15 protein-coding genes are annotated in these 17,520 nt (G+C 56.5%); 5 read left to right on the top strand and 10 right to left on the bottom strand.

Annotation, left to right across the window (positions count from 1 at the left end):
- Nucleotide 1: 1 nt before the first annotated feature.
- Nucleotides 2-658: a 7-carboxy-7-deazaguanine synthase gene (gene queE / locus QPM17_RS16350; protein ID WP_285391989.1), complete on the bottom strand. Its 657-nt coding sequence runs from the start codon at nucleotides 656-658 to the stop codon at nucleotides 2-4.
- Nucleotides 658-1,323, bottom strand: a complete 666-nt coding sequence (queC, locus tag QPM17_RS16345) for a 7-cyano-7-deazaguanine synthase QueC (protein WP_285391988.1) — start codon at nucleotides 1,321-1,323, stop codon at nucleotides 658-660. Before queC ends, queE begins: the two co-directional genes overlap by 1 nt.
- A 173-nt stretch (nucleotides 1,324-1,496) precedes the next feature.
- Here queC and QPM17_RS16340 point away from each other — a divergent pair, with 173 nt between their 5' ends.
- Nucleotides 1,497-2,024, top strand: a complete 528-nt coding sequence (locus QPM17_RS16340) for a 3'-5' exonuclease (RefSeq protein ID WP_285392158.1) — start codon at nucleotides 1,497-1,499, stop codon at nucleotides 2,022-2,024.
- Nucleotides 2,025-2,063: 39 nt separating this feature from the next.
- Here the strand turns inward: QPM17_RS16340 and QPM17_RS16335 are convergent, their stop codons facing one another.
- Complete coding sequence (locus tag QPM17_RS16335) at nucleotides 2,064-2,303, bottom strand: hypothetical protein (protein WP_285391987.1); 240 nt, start codon at nucleotides 2,301-2,303, stop codon at nucleotides 2,064-2,066.
- Between the two features lie 586 nt (nucleotides 2,304-2,889).
- Between QPM17_RS16335 and QPM17_RS16330 the strand changes: the two genes are divergently transcribed.
- The gene (locus tag QPM17_RS16330) at nucleotides 2,890-3,159 is read left to right on the top strand and encodes a hypothetical protein (protein ID WP_285391985.1); all 270 of its coding nucleotides are present in this window, start codon (nucleotides 2,890-2,892) and stop codon (nucleotides 3,157-3,159) included.
- 24 nt (nucleotides 3,160-3,183) lie between these two features.
- On the opposite strand, the gene QPM17_RS16325 is transcribed toward QPM17_RS16330, so the two are convergent.
- The 3 genes from QPM17_RS16325 to QPM17_RS16315 are packed head-to-tail and all read right to left on the bottom strand — an operon-like array spanning nucleotide 3,184 to nucleotide 7,673.
- Nucleotides 3,184-3,597 carry a response regulator gene (locus tag QPM17_RS16325; RefSeq protein WP_285391984.1) on the bottom strand — a complete coding sequence of 138 codons (414 nt, stop codon included), beginning with the start codon at nucleotides 3,595-3,597 and terminating at the stop codon, nucleotides 3,184-3,186.
- Nucleotides 3,598-3,643: 46 nt separating this feature from the next.
- Complete coding sequence (locus QPM17_RS16320; protein WP_285391983.1) at nucleotides 3,644-4,195, bottom strand: hypothetical protein; 552 nt, start codon at nucleotides 4,193-4,195, stop codon at nucleotides 3,644-3,646.
- A 40-nt stretch (nucleotides 4,196-4,235) separates the two neighbouring features.
- The gene (locus tag QPM17_RS16315) at nucleotides 4,236-7,673 is read right to left on the bottom strand and encodes a response regulator (protein WP_285392155.1); all 3,438 of its coding nucleotides are present in this window, start codon (nucleotides 7,671-7,673) and stop codon (nucleotides 4,236-4,238) included.
- A gap of 218 nt (nucleotides 7,674-7,891) precedes the next feature.
- Between QPM17_RS16315 and QPM17_RS16310 the strand changes: the two genes are divergently transcribed.
- Complete coding sequence (locus QPM17_RS16310; RefSeq protein WP_285391982.1) at nucleotides 7,892-8,908, top strand: hypothetical protein; 1,017 nt, start codon at nucleotides 7,892-7,894, stop codon at nucleotides 8,906-8,908.
- Nucleotides 8,909-8,919: 11 nt separating this feature from the next.
- On the opposite strand, the gene QPM17_RS16305 is transcribed toward QPM17_RS16310, so the two are convergent.
- On the bottom strand, nucleotides 8,920-9,156 hold the full coding sequence (locus QPM17_RS16305; RefSeq protein ID WP_285391981.1) for a hypothetical protein: 237 nt from the start codon (nucleotides 9,154-9,156) through the stop codon (nucleotides 8,920-8,922).
- 336 nt (nucleotides 9,157-9,492) lie between these two features.
- On the opposite strand from QPM17_RS16305, the gene QPM17_RS16300 reads away from it, so the two are divergent.
- Nucleotides 9,493-9,837, top strand: a complete 345-nt coding sequence (locus QPM17_RS16300; RefSeq protein WP_285391980.1) for a hypothetical protein — start codon at nucleotides 9,493-9,495, stop codon at nucleotides 9,835-9,837.
- Between the two features lie 6 nt (nucleotides 9,838-9,843).
- Here the strand turns inward: QPM17_RS16300 and QPM17_RS16295 are convergent, their stop codons facing one another.
- Both QPM17_RS16295 and QPM17_RS16290 read right to left on the bottom strand, forming a co-directional pair.
- Nucleotides 9,844-11,130 (bottom strand): serine hydrolase domain-containing protein, encoded by a 1,287-nt coding sequence (locus QPM17_RS16295; protein ID WP_285391979.1) that lies wholly within the window; start codon nucleotides 11,128-11,130, stop codon nucleotides 9,844-9,846.
- Between the two features lie 28 nt (nucleotides 11,131-11,158).
- A complete protein-coding gene (locus tag QPM17_RS16290; RefSeq protein WP_285391978.1) occupies nucleotides 11,159-12,733 on the bottom strand; it encodes a sensor domain-containing diguanylate cyclase in 1,575 nt (524 codons plus the stop codon).
- A gap of 231 nt (nucleotides 12,734-12,964) precedes the next feature.
- Between QPM17_RS16290 and QPM17_RS16285 the strand changes: the two genes are divergently transcribed.
- Nucleotides 12,965-15,031: a sensor domain-containing protein gene (locus QPM17_RS16285; RefSeq protein WP_285391977.1), complete on the top strand. Its 2,067-nt coding sequence runs from the start codon at nucleotides 12,965-12,967 to the stop codon at nucleotides 15,029-15,031.
- Nucleotides 15,032-15,100: 69 nt separating this feature from the next.
- Here the strand turns inward: QPM17_RS16285 and QPM17_RS16280 are convergent, their stop codons facing one another.
- A complete protein-coding gene (locus QPM17_RS16280) occupies nucleotides 15,101-17,344 on the bottom strand; it encodes an NADP-dependent isocitrate dehydrogenase (RefSeq protein WP_285391976.1) in 2,244 nt (747 codons plus the stop codon).
- Between the last annotated feature and the right edge of the window lie 176 nt (nucleotides 17,345-17,520).

The raw sequence follows: 17,520 nt of genomic DNA, 5'->3' as shown, positions 1-17,520 counted from the left end.
CTCAGTCGATGCCGATAATCTTGTGCATCTGCAGGGTCAACCGCCACTGCGGGTGGGCCAGGCAGTAATCCGTCGCCTTACGGGTATTACTCTGTTTGACCGGATCAGATTCGCCTGCCGGAAGCGTTGGCGAGGCCATGGGAGAGAGAAAATAGTGGCTGGCCTGAATATCGGCGAAACGCTCAGGCATTGCCAGCGGCTGAGGATAGACGACTTTCAGCTCATCACACTGGCGTAATACCACCGGTGCATCAGCTTTCGGGCTGACACACAGCCAGTCGATGCCGGCTGGCGCAGGCAGGGTGCCGTTGGTTTCAACCCCCACTTCGAAGCCCGCACGGTGGAACGCGTCGATCAGTTTTTCATCCAGTTGCAGCAGGGGCTCGCCCCCGGTACAGACCACATAAGGCCGCCCCGGGGCATCGGGCCAGAGGCTTCTGATATGGGAGGCCAGGGCATCCGCCGTCTCGAACCGGCCCCCGTTCTGGCCATCGGTTCCAACAAAATCCGTATCGCAGAAATTGCACACCGCACTGGCCCGGTCCTTTTCCCGGCCAGTCCAGAGGTTACATTTGCTGAAACGGCAAAACACCGCGGCCCTGCCAGCCTGTGCGCCTTCCCCCTGAAGGGTGTAAAAAGCCTCTTTCACCCGATACATCAGCGCTCTACCTCATACGGCAGCGGGTCGGACAAGCCGTTTGCGGCAAAGGCTTCCAGGCGTTCCACACAGGAGCCGCACCGGCCGCAGGCCTTTTTGCGGCCGTTGTAACAGGTCCAGGTCTTGCTGTAATCCAGCCCCAGTTTCACACCTTCCGCCAGAATGGCGCCTTTGTCAGACCCCATGAACGGTGCCTCGATACCCACTGGCTCATAGTTGGCGACCCGGCAAACGGCGTCCATTTTTTCCACAAACTCGGGCCGGCAATCAGGGTAGATCGCATGGTCCCCGCCATGGGCGCCATACCAGACGGCCACGGCCCCCGCTGTTACCGCATAGCCGGTGGCCAGCGACAGCAGGATCATGTTGCGATTGGGCACGACAGTGGCCTTCATGCTCTCTTCTTCATAGTGCCCCTCCGGCACAGCCCCTTTACCAGTCAATGCCGACCCTGCCATCACCTCCGCAAGTGCACGGATATCGATTACCTTATGGGGAATCGACAGTTCGGTACAGACACGGCGCGCGCATTCCAGTTCGCGAACATGGCGCTGGCCATAGTCAAACGACAGGGCATGAACCTGGTACCCGCGAGCACGGGCAAGGTGGAGCAGAGTAAACGAGTCCATGCCTCCGGAGTAAATCACAACAACGGTATCGGTCATCAAGGAGTCCTGGTGCTTGTCCCCCGTGGCCAAGGGGCCTTCAAGGGATTTGTAACATGAGTGCACTAACATCTGTGGACATATTGTAACAGTGGAATGCAATCATGGGTTCGCGTCTGCGGGAGTGGGCGGGTAAACTCATAAAACAGCTCACCAACAAAAAATCTGATGGAATGATAACCCAGCACAGCCCAGCGTTTATCGACTTCGAGGCCTCCAGTCTTGACCTGATCGCAAGTTACCCCATCGAGGTCGGCATCTGCCTACCTGACGGCACGCTGCACAGCTGGCTCATTCAACCCCATATTCTCTGGCAGGACTGGTCGGAGAGCGCCGAGAAAATCCACGGTATCACCCGGAAGACGCTGGAGCGGGAGGGCACACCCGTTTATCAGGTGGCAACCGCCCTTAACCGCCTGCTCACAGGGCCGGTTTACTGCGACGCCTGGACCTTCGACAGCTTCTGGTTACACCGTCTGTTCCGCGCCGCCAACATGCGGGCAGAATTTCAGCTTGAGTCCGTTTCCATGCTGCTGAACGCGGATGAGGTGAGACTCTGGGCAAACTCACGGCAGCGGGTCATCAACCAACTGGGACTGCCTGTGCACAGGGCTGCCAATGATGCCCTGATCCTGCACAAGACCTGGGAAGACATTCAGCTGCTGGCAATGGAAGCAGCAGGTCCCGACCAGGCACGATAGTTCTGGCCAACCCGCCCGTTCGATTTCAGGGTTGCAGCTTCAGTGCCTTGAGCGGCCAATTCTGATGGCGATCAGTTCCAGCCCGTCCCGCAGGGTATTCAGGGTCCAGTAGGTAACCAGCGCCATCAGTACGGCCCCAACTACCGTGAATGAAAAATCCTCTCCCACACCCCTGCTCCGGGCGAGCGTCATGTAGGCAAGCAGCACCAGTAGCAGTAAAACTTCAATGATGGCATGGGTCTGGAATCTGGCTTGTGCTGATCCGTTTACATCGGACATTTTGTTCGGTTTCAACCCCTGTATTTGGCAACAGTACGTATTGATTAGTGTGCGAATTATCGCTGATAGGCGCAAACACGTCTGTACGAACTAGTGGCTACGAAGTTTCCACAAGGGGAGGGCATAAAAAAACGCAGCCCATTGGGCTGCGTATAAAGGAGAGATCCATGCAGTGCGCCACGGATGACAGGTGAACACTGGCGGATTGCACAACGTAAAACACGTGACAGTGCAAATTATGATCACGTTTCCCGACTGCGTCTGTAGGGGTTTGCCGAAGCACTTTGCCTCTTGCAAAGCCTTGGGCAAGCTATACACTGATATCAGTACCGAAGCAGAAAACTCCGGTGGGTTACACCGGCAAAGAGCCAGAAGATATGCCAAAAAACCAGAAACATACAGTGATTGACGCTTTCGCACGCCGCAACAACGGGATGTGTGCGTGCACCATGGTGAAAGATATCTGACGGCTTTCGGTCAGTCCCGGGAGCCATTGGAGCGACCGGGCGAGCTTCTCCGACAGACCCCGGTGGCCCAAGGCACCGGGGTTTTGTTTTTGCAGCCGCAAAACCATAAGGAGAGGATCATGAAAAGACATCCAACAAAAGCAGCGAACCAGCCGGCCAGCAGCCGCATGGGGCCAATCAGGCGCCCGGAAAAGCTGCCGCTGCTGGATGCCATCTGCAAGAAACTGAACCAGCGAGTCAACCTCGACGATGAACAACGGGTGCTGGGATTGTACGAGCGGGGGTGGATTTTCAAGGGCGTACTGGCCAACCCGAATGACGCCGAAGCACGCTATGTCAGGGCTCTTGCCACCCGTTACAATTCCTGGATCGCTCGCCAGGTCGCGTAACGGAACACCGTTGGGGCCGAACCGTCAATGCTGACGGTTCAGGCCCTGAAGCATGGTGGCATCCCCGCCATGCACCATTGCATAATTACTAACCACGTCATGGATCTTTTCCTGGGAGTAAGGCTTTACCACGTAGCCGTTGGCACCGGCGCTGATGGCTTTCTGGATACTGTCAATGGAGTCATCCGCTGTCACCAGGACAATATGCTGGTCCTTTCTCGCCGCCTTGAACTCTTTCATCAGTTCATGACCATTACCATCCGGAAGCCCCAGGTCCAGAAGTATGATCTGAAACTCACTCTCCGCGAAAGCTGTCCTGGCACCGGCAATGTCTTCCCGCTCAACCACGGCGGTCGCACCGGCGTTGTAAAGCATCTCCACCAGCCTCTCCCTCATGACCGGTTCGTCTTCCACCACCAGTATTCTGAGATCACTCATACCCTGCCTCCTGATTCTGTTTGATATCCGGGCACTGCCCTGTGCCTCAAAGGGGATCATTGCCGGTGCGCCGGGGGATTGCCAGCGGTTCGTGTTCCGTGGTGGCCGGTGCCGGCTGCCGGTCACTGCCCGGGGACAAACCGGTGGTACCGCCAGCGTCCGGCCCGGACCGGGTCAGGATGTTACTGATACTCACCGCCGTCGTGTAGAGGGAGATGGCGATGATCAACAGAATTGGCTGAACAAACGCCACAAAACCGGGCACTTCACGATTCCCGGTAATACTGAGCATCAGAATCATGGCCGGCCCCAGAACCAGGAACAGTGTCAACGCAATGAAGAACACAATACGCTCCTTGTAGCGCCCAAGGTCCCGATTACTCACCAGACCCAGCACGAACTTACCGATGGCCAGGCCCGCCAGTATGGCTGCGGCGATACTGAGATCGGGTCGCAGCAGCGTTTCGTAAAGCTGGCCGTCCCATAACCGTTGCATACTGATCACCAGGAAAGGAAACAGAACGAACAGGATGTCGGCATAGGTACCGTACATCATGCTCAGCGAATACTGTTCGTTAGACGGCTGGTTTTCGCTCATTGCTGGGACATCCTGTTATTGATGGTGGCGGCGCCGTTTATCATGAATGTATCTCTCGGGCCTGTAATGCCATATCGATCATGTCATTCAGTGTTTGCAGTACACCGTTAACCCGATCCCAATCTGGCTGTTCGGCTTTCGTGCAGGCTTCCAGTATACCTGCCTGCCGTGTCATCTCAGGATAGCCCACAGCCCCTGCAGTGCCCTTGATCTGATGGGCCTCGGATTGCAGGCGTTCACGATGGCGGGCGCTTGCCGCCTCACACATCACCTGCTTTCGGTTTGCCAACCCGTCAAGAAAGCGTTCAACCAGATGGGCAATATCCTCATCACCGACAGCGGCACTCTCGACGCTATCCGCACCAACAAGGTAACGGGTCAATATGGCCAGCAGTTGGTCGCGGTCGATGGGCTTGTCGAGCACACCATCGCACCCGGCCTCCAACAGAGCTTCATTCTCGCACTGATCGCCGGCGGTAAAACCGATGATCGGGCGCCGGAAGCCCGCCTGGCGGAGCAGTCGGGTCGCTTCCACTCCATCCAGCTCAGGCATGTGGCGATCCATCAGCACCAGCTGTACAGAGTCCGACAGCGCGCTGCGAACCGCCTGGTCACCACTGGCAACGGTGATGACTTCCAGACCCTGGGCGCGAAGCAGTCGCTCTACCAGCCGGCGGTTATCCTCATTGTCCTCGGCCACCAGCACCGTGCCGGCATAATGCCGGGAGCCCTGCCCGCTCTGCGCTTCCACCGAAAGATAGCGCGAGAGAGCCTCGTAGAATCGCTGCTTGTCGATGGGCTTGGCCAGGTGATCATTACAGCCGGCCATGCGGTAATCAGCAATATCCTCGGCCATCACATTGGCAGTGAGGGCAATCACCGGCGTATTTACGCCGGCCTCCCGGATCGCGGCTGTAGCATCCCGGCCATTCATGACCGGCATCTGGATGTCCATCAGAATCAGATCAAACGATTCCCGTAACGCCAGGTCCAGCGCTTCGGCACCATTACTCACATGGACAAGCTCTGCGCCGGTCCGGCTCACCAACAGCGACACCAGGTGACGGTTTACCTCGTTGTCCTCTGCTAACAGAATGCGGCCGGAAAGCCGGGGCGCCACCACCATGGGAATACTGCGCCTGCGCTGCGACATTTCTGAAGCGTCGCGCAGAAAATGGACATCCTCCAGTGGGCCGGTATCTATGGAAAGCTCAAATTCGCTACCCTCGCCATAGGTACTGGCGACCGAGATCTCACCCCCGAGCAATTCCGCCAGCCGGCGGGAAATGCTCAGACCCAGTCCGGTGCCGCCATATTGCCGGGCGATGGCGGCACTGCCCTGGGCAAAGGGATCAAACAGTCGGCTCAGCTGTTCCGGTTTCATTCCTATACCGGTATCGACAACCCGTGCAACGAGCTTGTGGTGCTGTCGGTCGCAGCGGATATTCAGGGATATCGACCCTTTTTCTGTGAACTTAAGAGCATTTCCACACAGGTTAATAATGATCTGCCGGAACCGTGTCGGGTCCGTGGCAATTTTCTCCGGTAATGGAAACTCGCAGATGATATCGAACTCAAGCCCTTTTTCCCGGGCCCTCGGTGCAAAGAAGGCGCGGATTTCGTCCAGCAGTTCCGGAAGGTTCACCGACACGACATCGACATCCAGTTTATTGGCGTCGATCTTGGAGTGATCCAGGATATCGTTGATCAGGTCCAGCAGATGTCGACCGCTGCGGACCACTGTCTCCGCGCTGCTGTTTTTTTCCTTTTCGGTAAGGTCCGGGTCGAGCAGGGTTTCGCCATAGCCTATGATCGCCGCCAGCGGTGTGCGGATCTCATGACTCATATTGGCCAGGAACTGACTTTTCGCCTCTGCCGAGTTACGGGCCAGCTCCTTCTCCAGGCGCTCCTGCTCCCGCTCACGCTCAATGCGCTGGCGCTGGTGCCGTTCGGTGGCATCAATGCAGGTACCCTCCAGGTGTGCCGGCTCGCCATCGCTGTCATACACCGTGTGGAGTGAAATGGTAGCCCAGCGCTCTTCTCCGGAACGGGTGAAATACCGCGCCTCAATGCCCTTGACAGTTCCCCGGGATTCCAGCTGCCTGATAACCCACCGGCGCATCCTCTCATCCGCAAAACAGGTTTCCAGGGCGTCCGGGTTGTGATCGAGCAGCTCGCGACTACTGCTGTACCCCATTAACTTTGCCATCGCAGGATTGGCGGTGACAAACCGCCGGTCAAGCGACATCTGGAACACCCCCTCGATGGCATTATCGAACAGGGACTGGTAGCGGCGCAGGTTGGCCAGTGCCCGCTGGCTCCAGCCCAACGCCTCGCCCTGAACCTGCTTGATACGATCGGCCAGAGCGAATGAAAACAGGATAATCTGGGCTGTCAGACCGAACTGGGGAGCATAGGTAGTGAACATATTCAGCGGCAGATAGCCCATCACCGTCAGGCCATAGATGCCAAAACCCACCAGCGCCAGAGTCCATGCAAAGAAGTATGAGCGTGCTGCCGGGTTGTAGTAGCGCCATGACAGATAGCTGACAACAATCAGGATCATACTCAGCAGGATCGAAGCCAACACGATCCATTCCATGGCCGTGTGATAGGGCAGGAACAGTGACAGCACAAACGTCACAACGATGGAATACAGGCAAAGCTGGATAACCTTGTCCAGATCCGCCGACCGCTCCTTTGTTTCCAGCAGGGAACGGGCCATCAACAGGCCCCAGAACCAGGTCATGATGATCTGGTAATGCAGGTACTCCTTGTTCAGCAGGGCGGGGCGCTCGTCCAGCAACTGGATACCATGCACCTGTTCGGTGGCGATGAACACCGTGGCGGAAACCAGGTAGAGCACGTAGTAGATGTTGCTGCGCTCCCGCACGGAGACCGCCACAAACAGGTTATAGGCAAGTATGGCCAGAATGCTTCCCAGCAGGATGCCGCGAACGGCTTCGTCCACGGACACCTTTTCGATATAGGCATCCGGATGCCACAGAGTTATCGGCAGACGAAAGGTATTGGTGTTGGTGATCCGCAGGTAGATACGGGTTGCTGTACCGGGCTCCAGGGACAATCTGAACGTGGGGTTGGGCACCGCCAGGTCACGCCCTGACCAGTCGCCCTCGTAGCCAGCCCGCCGCTGCTCCACCAGTTCACCATCCCGCACCACATAGAGCACCACTTCATCCACCAATGGCAGTGCAAGCTCCAGTATCCAGTCCGTCAGGGCCGCGCCGGCCCCTACCTGCACATCAAATCGCGTCCAATAGGCAGACTCGGTGTAACCGAAATTCAGCACTCCGCCCTGGTGACGGGTGAAAGGCCCGGCATTGCCATCCAGGATGTCATTGAAGCCCAGCGAGTGGTCAGGATCCTCCAGGTACCAGATACAACTGCCCAGGTCACGGACACTGGTGGTGGCGTCACTCAGCCGGATTTCACCGTCCTGGCAGCGCTCCTGTGCCATGGCTGAGGCCGGGATAACAACCGCCAGCACTGCAAGGAACAGACTCCTGAGCCATCTGACATGCCATTCCCATTGCTGCAAAATGTGATCTCCGCGAGGGCAGATGCCTTTATTTTGGTTTATTGTCAGCTGTCACGCGGGTGCCACAGGCTTGAGCGGCACCACCGCCAAATACTTTAGCGTCTTACTGGCCATTACGCATCTCAGGGTGACATGAAATGAGACATTCCTGCATTTTCGCCACCGTACCGTTACTCGCCCTGTTTCTGGCCGGCTGCGGGCCGGACTCATCGTCTGGCAGTAATTTTCTCAACCCGGCTGAGAGCGTTTCCCTGTCTTTCGAGAGCTTCGAACTCAGAAATGTAGAGGGACTGCCCGACGTATTGCCGCAAACCATTTTCCACGATTTCTACCGCGGGCTCGAGCCGGCTGAAGGGGAGAGCGACGAAAGTGCGGATGTGGCAGCCCAGCTGCGTGGACGTCTCGACCTGCTCATGGGGCTCACTCCCACCGACGACGGCACCAGTTACAAAAGCGCACGCAACCCTCTGGACTTCCTGCACAATGTGATTGCCTCCAACCAGGTGGACAATTTCGACCAGGGGCGACGCCTGATGCGGGACAGCATTACTGCGGATGAAGGCGCACGATATAACACCCCTGACAAGAATGCGCTGATCCGTTTCACGGAAATCGGCAACAGCAACGGTGAAGAACCCGCGCCGGATGAACTCTGGGTCTACACACTGTTGGACTGGACCAGCAATCCGCAATTGAACAAGATTTTTCGCGCTGCCCAGTTTATCGCCAGAGACCCGGAAGAGGACGACAGCAACCCTCCGGAAGTCCGCAGTGCGCTCTGGAGTGGGCGCTTTCACGGCCCCGATTTTTCGGTAAGCGGTTACAACCAGCCTGAATTTGCCGCCACCAGCCTGACAGGACGTGAATTCGGCAATGCTGAATTGAGGCAGGAATTCATTGGAAACAAGAGCGACACCCTGTCACTGACGAAAACATCGGGGATTACAATCAATGGCGAAACACCCGATTGCATCCGGGTGGATATCGATTACGAAGAGGCCAATGTGAGGGTATTCACGTCCACCGGAGAGTCACCCAATACAGAGGATAGCGAAACAGGCGCAAGCTCTCCGAATCCGGCCCACTGCGGCAACCAGCAAAATGGTGAGGAAGCCGTGGTCTACGAGTCCGTGGCTATCGAACAGCGTCAGTAACTGGCACCGATCTAGAGGTTCCAGTTCCTCAGGAAGCCCTTCTTGCGATCAATCATCCGCTCATAGGTGGAGATCATGATGGCGGCGTGAGGGGCTTTGGTTAGCCGCAGGGTTTCAATACGACGCTCCAGGCGCTCCACTTCCGTACTGATCTGCTGGCAGACATGGGAACGAACACTGTCGTGGTGATCAAGCTTTACAGGGCGTGGCTGGTCTGAGCGTGCCTGAGACTGAGTGTATTTGTCCATGATCGTCCTCTTCCACTGAGTATGTGTGATCAATACGCCGAAACTTCTCATTCCGCCCATTATCAGGTGGGGTGGCTTCTCGGCCATCACGGAACAACAATTCATCCTTTTGTTTCGCCGGGCTTTTTGTCGCCCTCTCACTCACTGTAGCAGTGTCTCGCTACCGTGTATGGTCTGACGCAATATTGCACAACTGTCAGACAGACTTCAATAAAAATGAATAGAGTTTCATATATTTAGACTGCAAGACGGGCCTGCATTGAAAACTACACGTAAAAACCCCTGCTATAGTTCCATTCAGTGCACAGATTCATTCAGGGACCAGGAACACTGCTTATGAGCCAGACATCCGTTGCCGATACACTGCGGGAATACCTTTCCCTGCTGGAATTGCTGGATGATGCCTATTGGGAGGCCAGCTCCATACATCACAAGGACATGCTGTACGACATTATCAGCATCTTCAGCCAGGAAGTGGCTGAACTGAACAAACTCAGCATCATGGACCACCACTACCCCTACGAGGTGATCACAGAGGGCATACGTCGGGTGGTGCCCAAGCTGGAGCGACTGGATGAGAGCCGGGAAGACGTGATTCAGCGGACCCAGACACTGACAGATTTCCGGGACATTCTGTCGTCAGTGCTGGGCATACTTGAGGCACAACTGGCCACAATGTAAGGTCGGTCAGGCCGCTACCAGCGGCCTCTGGTTCTCAGGGATGAGCGGGAAACGATCGCAGACGGTATAGACAAAGCGCGCAAGGGCGGGAATATGATGGCCGATAATCGGCATGCCTGTGTTCAGCAGGCTGACGGAAATATCCCGAGCTGCATCTGCCCAGCATAGCTTGTTGATCAGTCCCACGTGGCCAAAGGCATAGCGACTGCTCTGACCCCACAGCCCCATGGGATTACCGCCCAGCATCATGCCGGCACTGAAGCGCATGGGAATCATCATGGTGCGGTCAATCTGCAATGAGCCGAATTGCTGGATCGAGCGCCTGACAGTCATTTCACTGCAGATCCGCCTGCCATTCCAGATTCCGCCATTGAGCATCATCTGGAAAAACCGGCCCATCTCTTCTGCGGTTCCACACAGATTACCAGCCGGAATCACCGCTTCCTGGAAGCGAGGATCGTTCACCACTTTTTCCACAGTGCGGATATCCCCGCCAAGGGCACGATTCACGATCCAGGACACCGGGAAACGCGGGGTCGGGCCAGTCGCGTAATTACTGGCCAGCTCCGTGACATGTTCCGGCGCAATTCCGTAGGTAAACCAGCGCATGCCCATGGGCTTGCGAAGATAGCGGTCAATAAAGGCTTCTATGCTGTCGCCGGTGACTTTTTCCAGTACCCGTTGCAACACAAAGCCACCGGTAATGGCATGGTAAGCCACTTTGGCACCATCAACTTCCACCGGTTTTGCCTCGCACAGCAACCGCCAGATTTCATCCCTGTCCCAGAGTACTTCAATGGGCGTTTCCCGGGGAATGGCCGGAATGCCGCCACGATGCGAAAGAATCTGGTGGACCGTAATAGTCCGTTTGCCGCCTTGGGCAAACTCCGGGCAGTAATAGGACACGGGGTCCATGAGGTTGACCAGACCCTGCTCCGCCAGAATATGCATAAGCAGCGCGGTAACCGCCTTGGACGCGGAGAAATAACAGATAGGAGTGTCGGTGGTCATGGGTACTTTTATCGCATCGGGACCATCGTTGGGTCCATTACCCGTGGCGTGACCGATAGCCCGGTGCAGGATCTGTTCACCCCGGTGCCTGACTGACAACTGCAGCCCCGGGTGCACACCGGTGCGGTACAGTTTTTCCACACAATGCCAGACGTCCTCGACTACCTGTGGATTCACACCGACCCGCTCCGGCTGTTCACCTTCCACATCACGACAGGTAACAGAGGCCAGATCCTCGGGAACAGCACAGGTATGAAGGGCACGGCGAGCAATTCGATTCATCGATCAACCTTTTTGTAATGGTGTCTGGTCAGGAATTATGGGCCTGTTCCGCCAATGGTGCCAGGACCACCTGGTTGCGACCGCCCGATTTGGCCTGATACATCGCCCGGTCGGCTGCGGCACAGAGGGCACCGGAATCAGTGCCATTCTCCGGGAATACTGACACACCAATGCTGATGGTCAGAGGCACCGTTCTGCCATCTCCAAGAGGTTGCGGCGTTTCACGGATCAGCCTCAGCAGGCGCTCGGCGGTTTCCCCTGCCTCGACCCGATCCATCTCGGGCAGAAGAACAACAAACTCTTCCCCTCCGATACGGCCGATCACATCCACACTGCGGACACTGTCCGCCAACAGTTTACTGGTGGCTTTCAGTACAGAATCGCCGGCCGCATGGCCATATTCATCGTTGATTCTCTTGAAGTGATCAAAATCAATCCACAGTAGCGAAAGGGCACGGTCATAACGTTTGGCCCGGGCTATTTCCTCATCCAGTAACCGGGTCATCTCACGACGGTTGAACAGGCCTGTCAGCGGGTCTCTGGTTGCCAACTCGGACAGTTCCTGCTCAAGCGCCTTACGTTCGGAAATATCAAGAATTATGCCTTCAAGTACAAGACCATCGTCGTCCTCAACAGCTCTTCCCCGCTCCCATACCCAGATACGCTGACCATCCTTGCGGATAATAGTGTATTCAATGGAAAACGGCTCGGCGTTACCGATGGCCGACTCCACGGCACGCACGATCTCGTCGTTACTGCCGTCAGCAATCAGCTCGGCATAGCTGACCCGTTTATTGTTGACCAGTTCATCCGGCTCATACCCGGTCAGGTCACGGCATCCACTGGACACAAACAGCATGGTCCAGTATTCGTCATAAAGGCAGCGGTAGGCCATACCCGGCAGGTTGTCCATAAGCGTGGACAATTGGCGCTCATGGTGGCGTATGGTGATCTCCGCCTCACGAATGTCAGTGACGTCCTGGCCAATGGCTATTGAGCCAACTATCTCACCGTCCTGACCCCGCAGGCTGCGTGAATTCCAGGACACCCGCCGCTTGCGACCAGCCTTGGTGGTGATACAGGTTTCATAACCAACCACCTCACCCTCATCACGGAGAATCTCTTGGGCACGGGCACGGATTCCTGCCCGCTCCTCCTCATCCGGGTAAAGCCACTGCCAGACCTCGTCTGAGCCCAGCACCTCGTCCCGCTGGTACCCGCTGATTTCCTCCGCGGCCCGGTTCCACAGCACGACTCGCCCCGAAGGATCAAGCACGTTGATCCAGACATTGGCCCGCTCGATCACGCTTTCACGGAACTGGTTCAGCTGTTGGATTTCTTCGCGCTGGTGGTAATGCAGCGACAATAGGGTCCGATCCCTGCTAAATTGCCGCATCAGTGCCAGAAACAGCACCAGCGCCGTTACCAGAACGAACAGTATGCCCTTGTATGTCTGCACACGGCTCAGTGTTTCCGGATCTGGAAACCATTGTTCGACCAGATAATCCGAGAAAGTGATCCAGAACCATCCCGCCAACAGATAGACGCCCACAACCCACAAGGATCGTCGTAACGGCGTCAGGCGGCCTTTAAGTCTTTCCATTCAGTCTGTATCCCTGGGTTCCGCCTCGGCCCCCGGTGTCGCGTACACCGGGGGAATCAATAATCAAGAGTATGGTATACCCTGAAGTTAGTCACTGAGGTGAGGGGCGTCGAGGTATTGTTTCAATTGATTACGTTTACACACCAGAGATGATATTCGTCATTAACCAGCCTGGTGTAGGATGACAGGACATCCCGTCACGCTTCGCTGACAAAGCCCGAGAGGTAAACGGTGTCACTATCGCATTCCCACGACTACAACGAGCAACATTATCGTTCGCTGTTTACCTATAATCCCGATGCGGTTTTTACCCTGAATCCCGCAGGGGAGTTCGTGCAGATCAACCAGGCAGGCTGTGACCTGGTCAAGGCAAAAGAAGAAGACATTATCAGCCAGCACTATGAAATGCTGATCGTGGCCGACGACTTGGATCGCACCCGCCGCCATTTCGAAGAGGCCCTTGCTGGAAACCATCAGCGCTACGAAACCCGTATTAAGAATTTACACGGTGATATTCTGCAATTGGACGTGCTCAATATCCCCATCATCGTCGACGGTCAGGTTACCGGTGTACACGGGCAGGCCCGGGACCGGACCCGTGAGCGCGAAACAGAGGCCCGCCTGCGCATCCTGGAGCGCAGCGTGGAAGCGTCTTCGAGTGGAGTAACCATTGTTGACGCCACCATGCCCGACCTCCCGCTTATCTACGTGAACCCCGCGTTTGAACGGATGACCGGCTACCACGCGGAAGAGATGATTGGCCGCAACTGCCGTATCCTCCAGGGGCCTGACACCAATCCCGTTGCCATCGCGAGAATCCGCTCCGGCCTCGCTGCCTTACGCGAGGTCCACACATCGCTGGTGAACTACCGCAAGGATGGCAGCAGCTTCTGGAACGATCTCTACATTGCACCGGTTAGAAACACCGCTGGAGAGGTGACGCACTTCATCGGCATCCAGACTGATATCAGTGACCGCATCCGACAGGAAGAGGTTCTCACCTTCCAGGCCAGCCATGATTCGCTGACCGGGCTTCCCAACCGCATTTACCTGGAATCCCACCTCGAGGGTATCTGTCGACGGGCCCAGGCCCGGCAACTGGTGATCCATGCCCTTTTCATCGACCTGGATGGTTTCAAGCCCATTAATGACAGCCTCGGCCATGCCTTTGGCGATGAAATACTTGTCCAGACAGCGCGACGGCTGGAAGCAGCCCTGCCGGATGACGCGACCCTGATAAGGTTTGGCGGGGATGAATTTGTCGCGCTGGTACCCGGCCCCACCGACAGCCAGAGCGTTGGCCGGGTTGCCGACCTGATCCTTGACCAGTTCTCCAGGCCTTTTCTGAACGAGGATGTGGAAATCACCCTGTCTGCGGCTATTGGCATCACGACCGGCACCGATGCGCCTGACAACTCCATGCTGTTGATCCAGCACGCCGACATGGCGATGTTCGAGGCGAAGAAGCTGGGCGGGAACAACTGGCAATGGTTCAACCAGGCGCTGGACCGTCGAGTCCAGCACGAAGTGGCGTTGCGCCAGCAGCTTCAGCAGGCACTGACCCAGAACCAGTTCGAGCTTTTCTACCAACCCCTGTTCAACAACGACCTGTCGATTATCGGGGTCGAAGCGCTGATTCGCTGGCAACACCCTGACCGTGGCTACATTTCACCCGCGGAGTACATTCCCCTGGCAGAACGCACGGGCCAGATCCTCCCGATCAGTGAATGGGTCATGCAGGAGGCCTTTGCCAGGGCAGGGGAACTGGCAAAACTCGGCGTGCCGAGCATCTCCATCAACCTGTCACCAGTGCAGTTTCACCGCCATAACCTGGTGAAGCTGCTGGCTGATCTGAACAGGCGGCATCAGCTGGCGCCTGGCCAGCTCTGTGTAGAAATAACCGAGAACGTGTTTCTCAAGGACCCCAAGGATGTGATCAGACAGTTACGGGAGATCAGGAACATGGGCATCGAAGTGGCCATTGACGACTTCGGCACCGGATTCTCAAGCCTCAGTTACATGCGCGATATGCCGGTTAACAGGATCAAGATCGATCGTACCTTCGTTAATGGCATTATCTCCAACGAACGTGATGCCGCCATAACACGGGGAACCCTGTCCATGGCCAGAGAATTGGGAATGAGCGTGGTAGCCGAGGGGGTGGAAACCGAGGAACAGTTCAGGTTACTGCAGCAATTCGGGTGCAGTGGTTACCAGGGCTTCTGGTACTCGCGGGCCCTGTCACTGGCAGACCTTCAAACCTTTACCAACGCCCTGGACCAACGCTCGAAAGCGTAGTGCGGAATCCGGGCACAAAAAAACCGGAGAGCCCCTGGGGGCTGTCCGGTTTTTTCTGTTCTAACCGGGTTACTTCACAGATGCCCGGGCATCCGCCAGGATCCTGTTGAAGGTCTCGCTTGGCTGCATGATCTTGCAGACCTTTTCCGCAGGCGGGTGGTAGTAACCACCGATGTCTGCCGGATGGCCCTGAATCACGCTCATTTCCTCCAGGATCTTGTCCTTGTTGTCTTCAAGCTGCTTCGACAGCTTCTCGAAGAAGACTTTCAGTTCCTTGTCGTCGTCCTGCTTTGACAGCTCTTCCGCCCAGTAACGGGCCAGATGGAAATGGCTGCCTCGGTTATCCAGCTCACCGGTATTGCGCGATGGAGACTGGTTATTCTCCAGCAGACGTTCGGTGGCCTTGTCCAGGGTCAGGCCCAGCAGGCGGGCCCGCTCGTTGTTCTGCTTCTCGCCCAGCTCTTCCAGGGAAACCGCCGTCGCCAGGAACTCACCCAGCGAGTCCCAACGCAAGTGATTCTCCTGCAGCAGCTGCTGAACATGCTTGGGTGCGGAACCACCGGCGCCGGTTTCATACAGTCCACCGCCATTAAGCAGCGGCACGATGGACAGCATCTTGGCACTGGTACCCAGCTCCAGAATCGGGAACAGGTCGGTGAGGTAATCACGCAACACGTTGCCGGTCACGGAGATGGTGTCCAGGCCACGGATCAATCGCTCCATGGTCCAGCGAATGGCGCGTACCGGAGACTTGATATGGATCTCCAGACCTTCGGTATCGTGGTCCTTCAGGTACATATTTACTTTCTTGATCAGCTCGGCATCGTGGGGACGCTCGTCGTCCAGCCAGAACACCGCGGGCATGCCGGTGGCACGGGCGCGATTTACCGCCAGCTTGACCCAGTCGCGAATCGGCAGGTCCTTGGTCTGGCAGGCGCGCCAGATGTCACCCTTCTCAACCTTGTGCTCGGTCAGCACGGTGCCATCCTCGGCAACCACACGAACAATACCGTCTTCCTTGATTTCAAAGGTCTTGTCGTGGGATCCGTATTCCTCAGCCTTCTGGGCCATCAGACCAACGTTCGGCACGGTACCCATGGTGGTGGGATCAAAGGCACCGTGGGTCTTACAGAAGTTGATCACTTCCTGGTAGATGGTGGCGTAGGTGGACTCAGGCATGACCGCCTTGGTGTCCTTGAGCTTGTTGTCCCGGGCCCACATCTTGCCGGAGTTACGGATCATCGCCGGCATGGAGGCATCCACAATCACGTCGCTGGGCACGTGCAGGTTGGTAATGCCCTTCACCGAGTCCACCATGGCGATTTCCGGACGGTGCTCGTAGCAGGCGTGCAGGTCTTCGAGGATCTGCTCCTGCTTGGATTCCGGCAGCTGCTTGATCTTTTCGGTAACGCTGGACAGGCCATTGTTCGGGTTCACGCCCAGTTCATCGAACAGCTCGCCGTACTTGTCGAAAAGCTCCTTGTAGAAAATCTTCACCGCGTGGCCGAATACGATCGGGTGGGAGATCTTCATCATCGTGGCCTTGACGTGCAGGGAGAACATCACGCCGGTCTTCTCGCAGTCTTCGATGCAGTCTTCAAAGAACTTGCGCAGTGCCCTGCAACTCATGAACATGCCGTCGAGTACTTCACCTTCCTGCAGAGGCAGCTCGCTTTTCAGTACGGTCTGCTCGCCCTTGGTATTTTCAAAGACGATGCGGGCAGTAGTGGCCTTGTCCAGAGTCAGTGACTGCTCGTTGGAGTAGAAATCACCACCGCGCATGTGGGCCACGTGGGTGCGTGACGCCGGGCTCCACTCGCCCATGGTGTGGGGGTGCTTGCGGGCAAAGGCTTTGACCGCTGTCGGTGCGCGACGGTCGGAGTTGCCCTCACGCAGTACCGGGTTAACCGCACTACCCAGTACCTTGGAGTAACGGGCGTGGATTTCCTTTTCTTCGTCGGTCTCGGGGTTTTCCTTGTACTCGGGAACCTTGTAGCCCTGCTCGTTGAGCTCTTTGATGGCTGCCCGCAGTTGGGGAATCGAGGCGCTGATATTGGGAAGCTTGATGATGTTGGCTTCCGGATCCTTGGTGTACTCACCCAGCTCTTTCAGGTCGTCGGGGACTCGCTGGTCTTCCTCAAGGTAATCGGGAAACAACGCCAGAATGCGGGCTGCCAGGGAGATGTCGCTGGTTTCAAATTCAATGCCTGCCGGCTTGGCGTAGGTTTCCAGTATGGGAAGCAGGGACCTCGTAGCGAGGGCGGGGGCCTCGTCGGTCAGTGTATAGATGATCTTGGCTTTGGATGATGTCATTTTCGTCCTCAGGCTAATGGGTGAGTTCAGGACGGTCATGGCAGGGTCAGGTGTCTTGTGAACGCCCGACCTGAGCAATGACTGATTCGGGAACTTTTGATAGGTCTACTAAGATAGCATTTTTTTGCTAATTCTGGTTACGATCTTAGTATAAGAACCGACTAAAAATGCGCTAA

The organism is Marinobacter azerbaijanicus (genome assembly GCF_030250645.1).
Classification (GTDB): domain Bacteria; phylum Pseudomonadota; class Gammaproteobacteria; order Pseudomonadales; family Oleiphilaceae; genus Marinobacter; species Marinobacter azerbaijanicus.
This window is presented reverse-complemented; position numbering and strand designations above follow the sequence as displayed.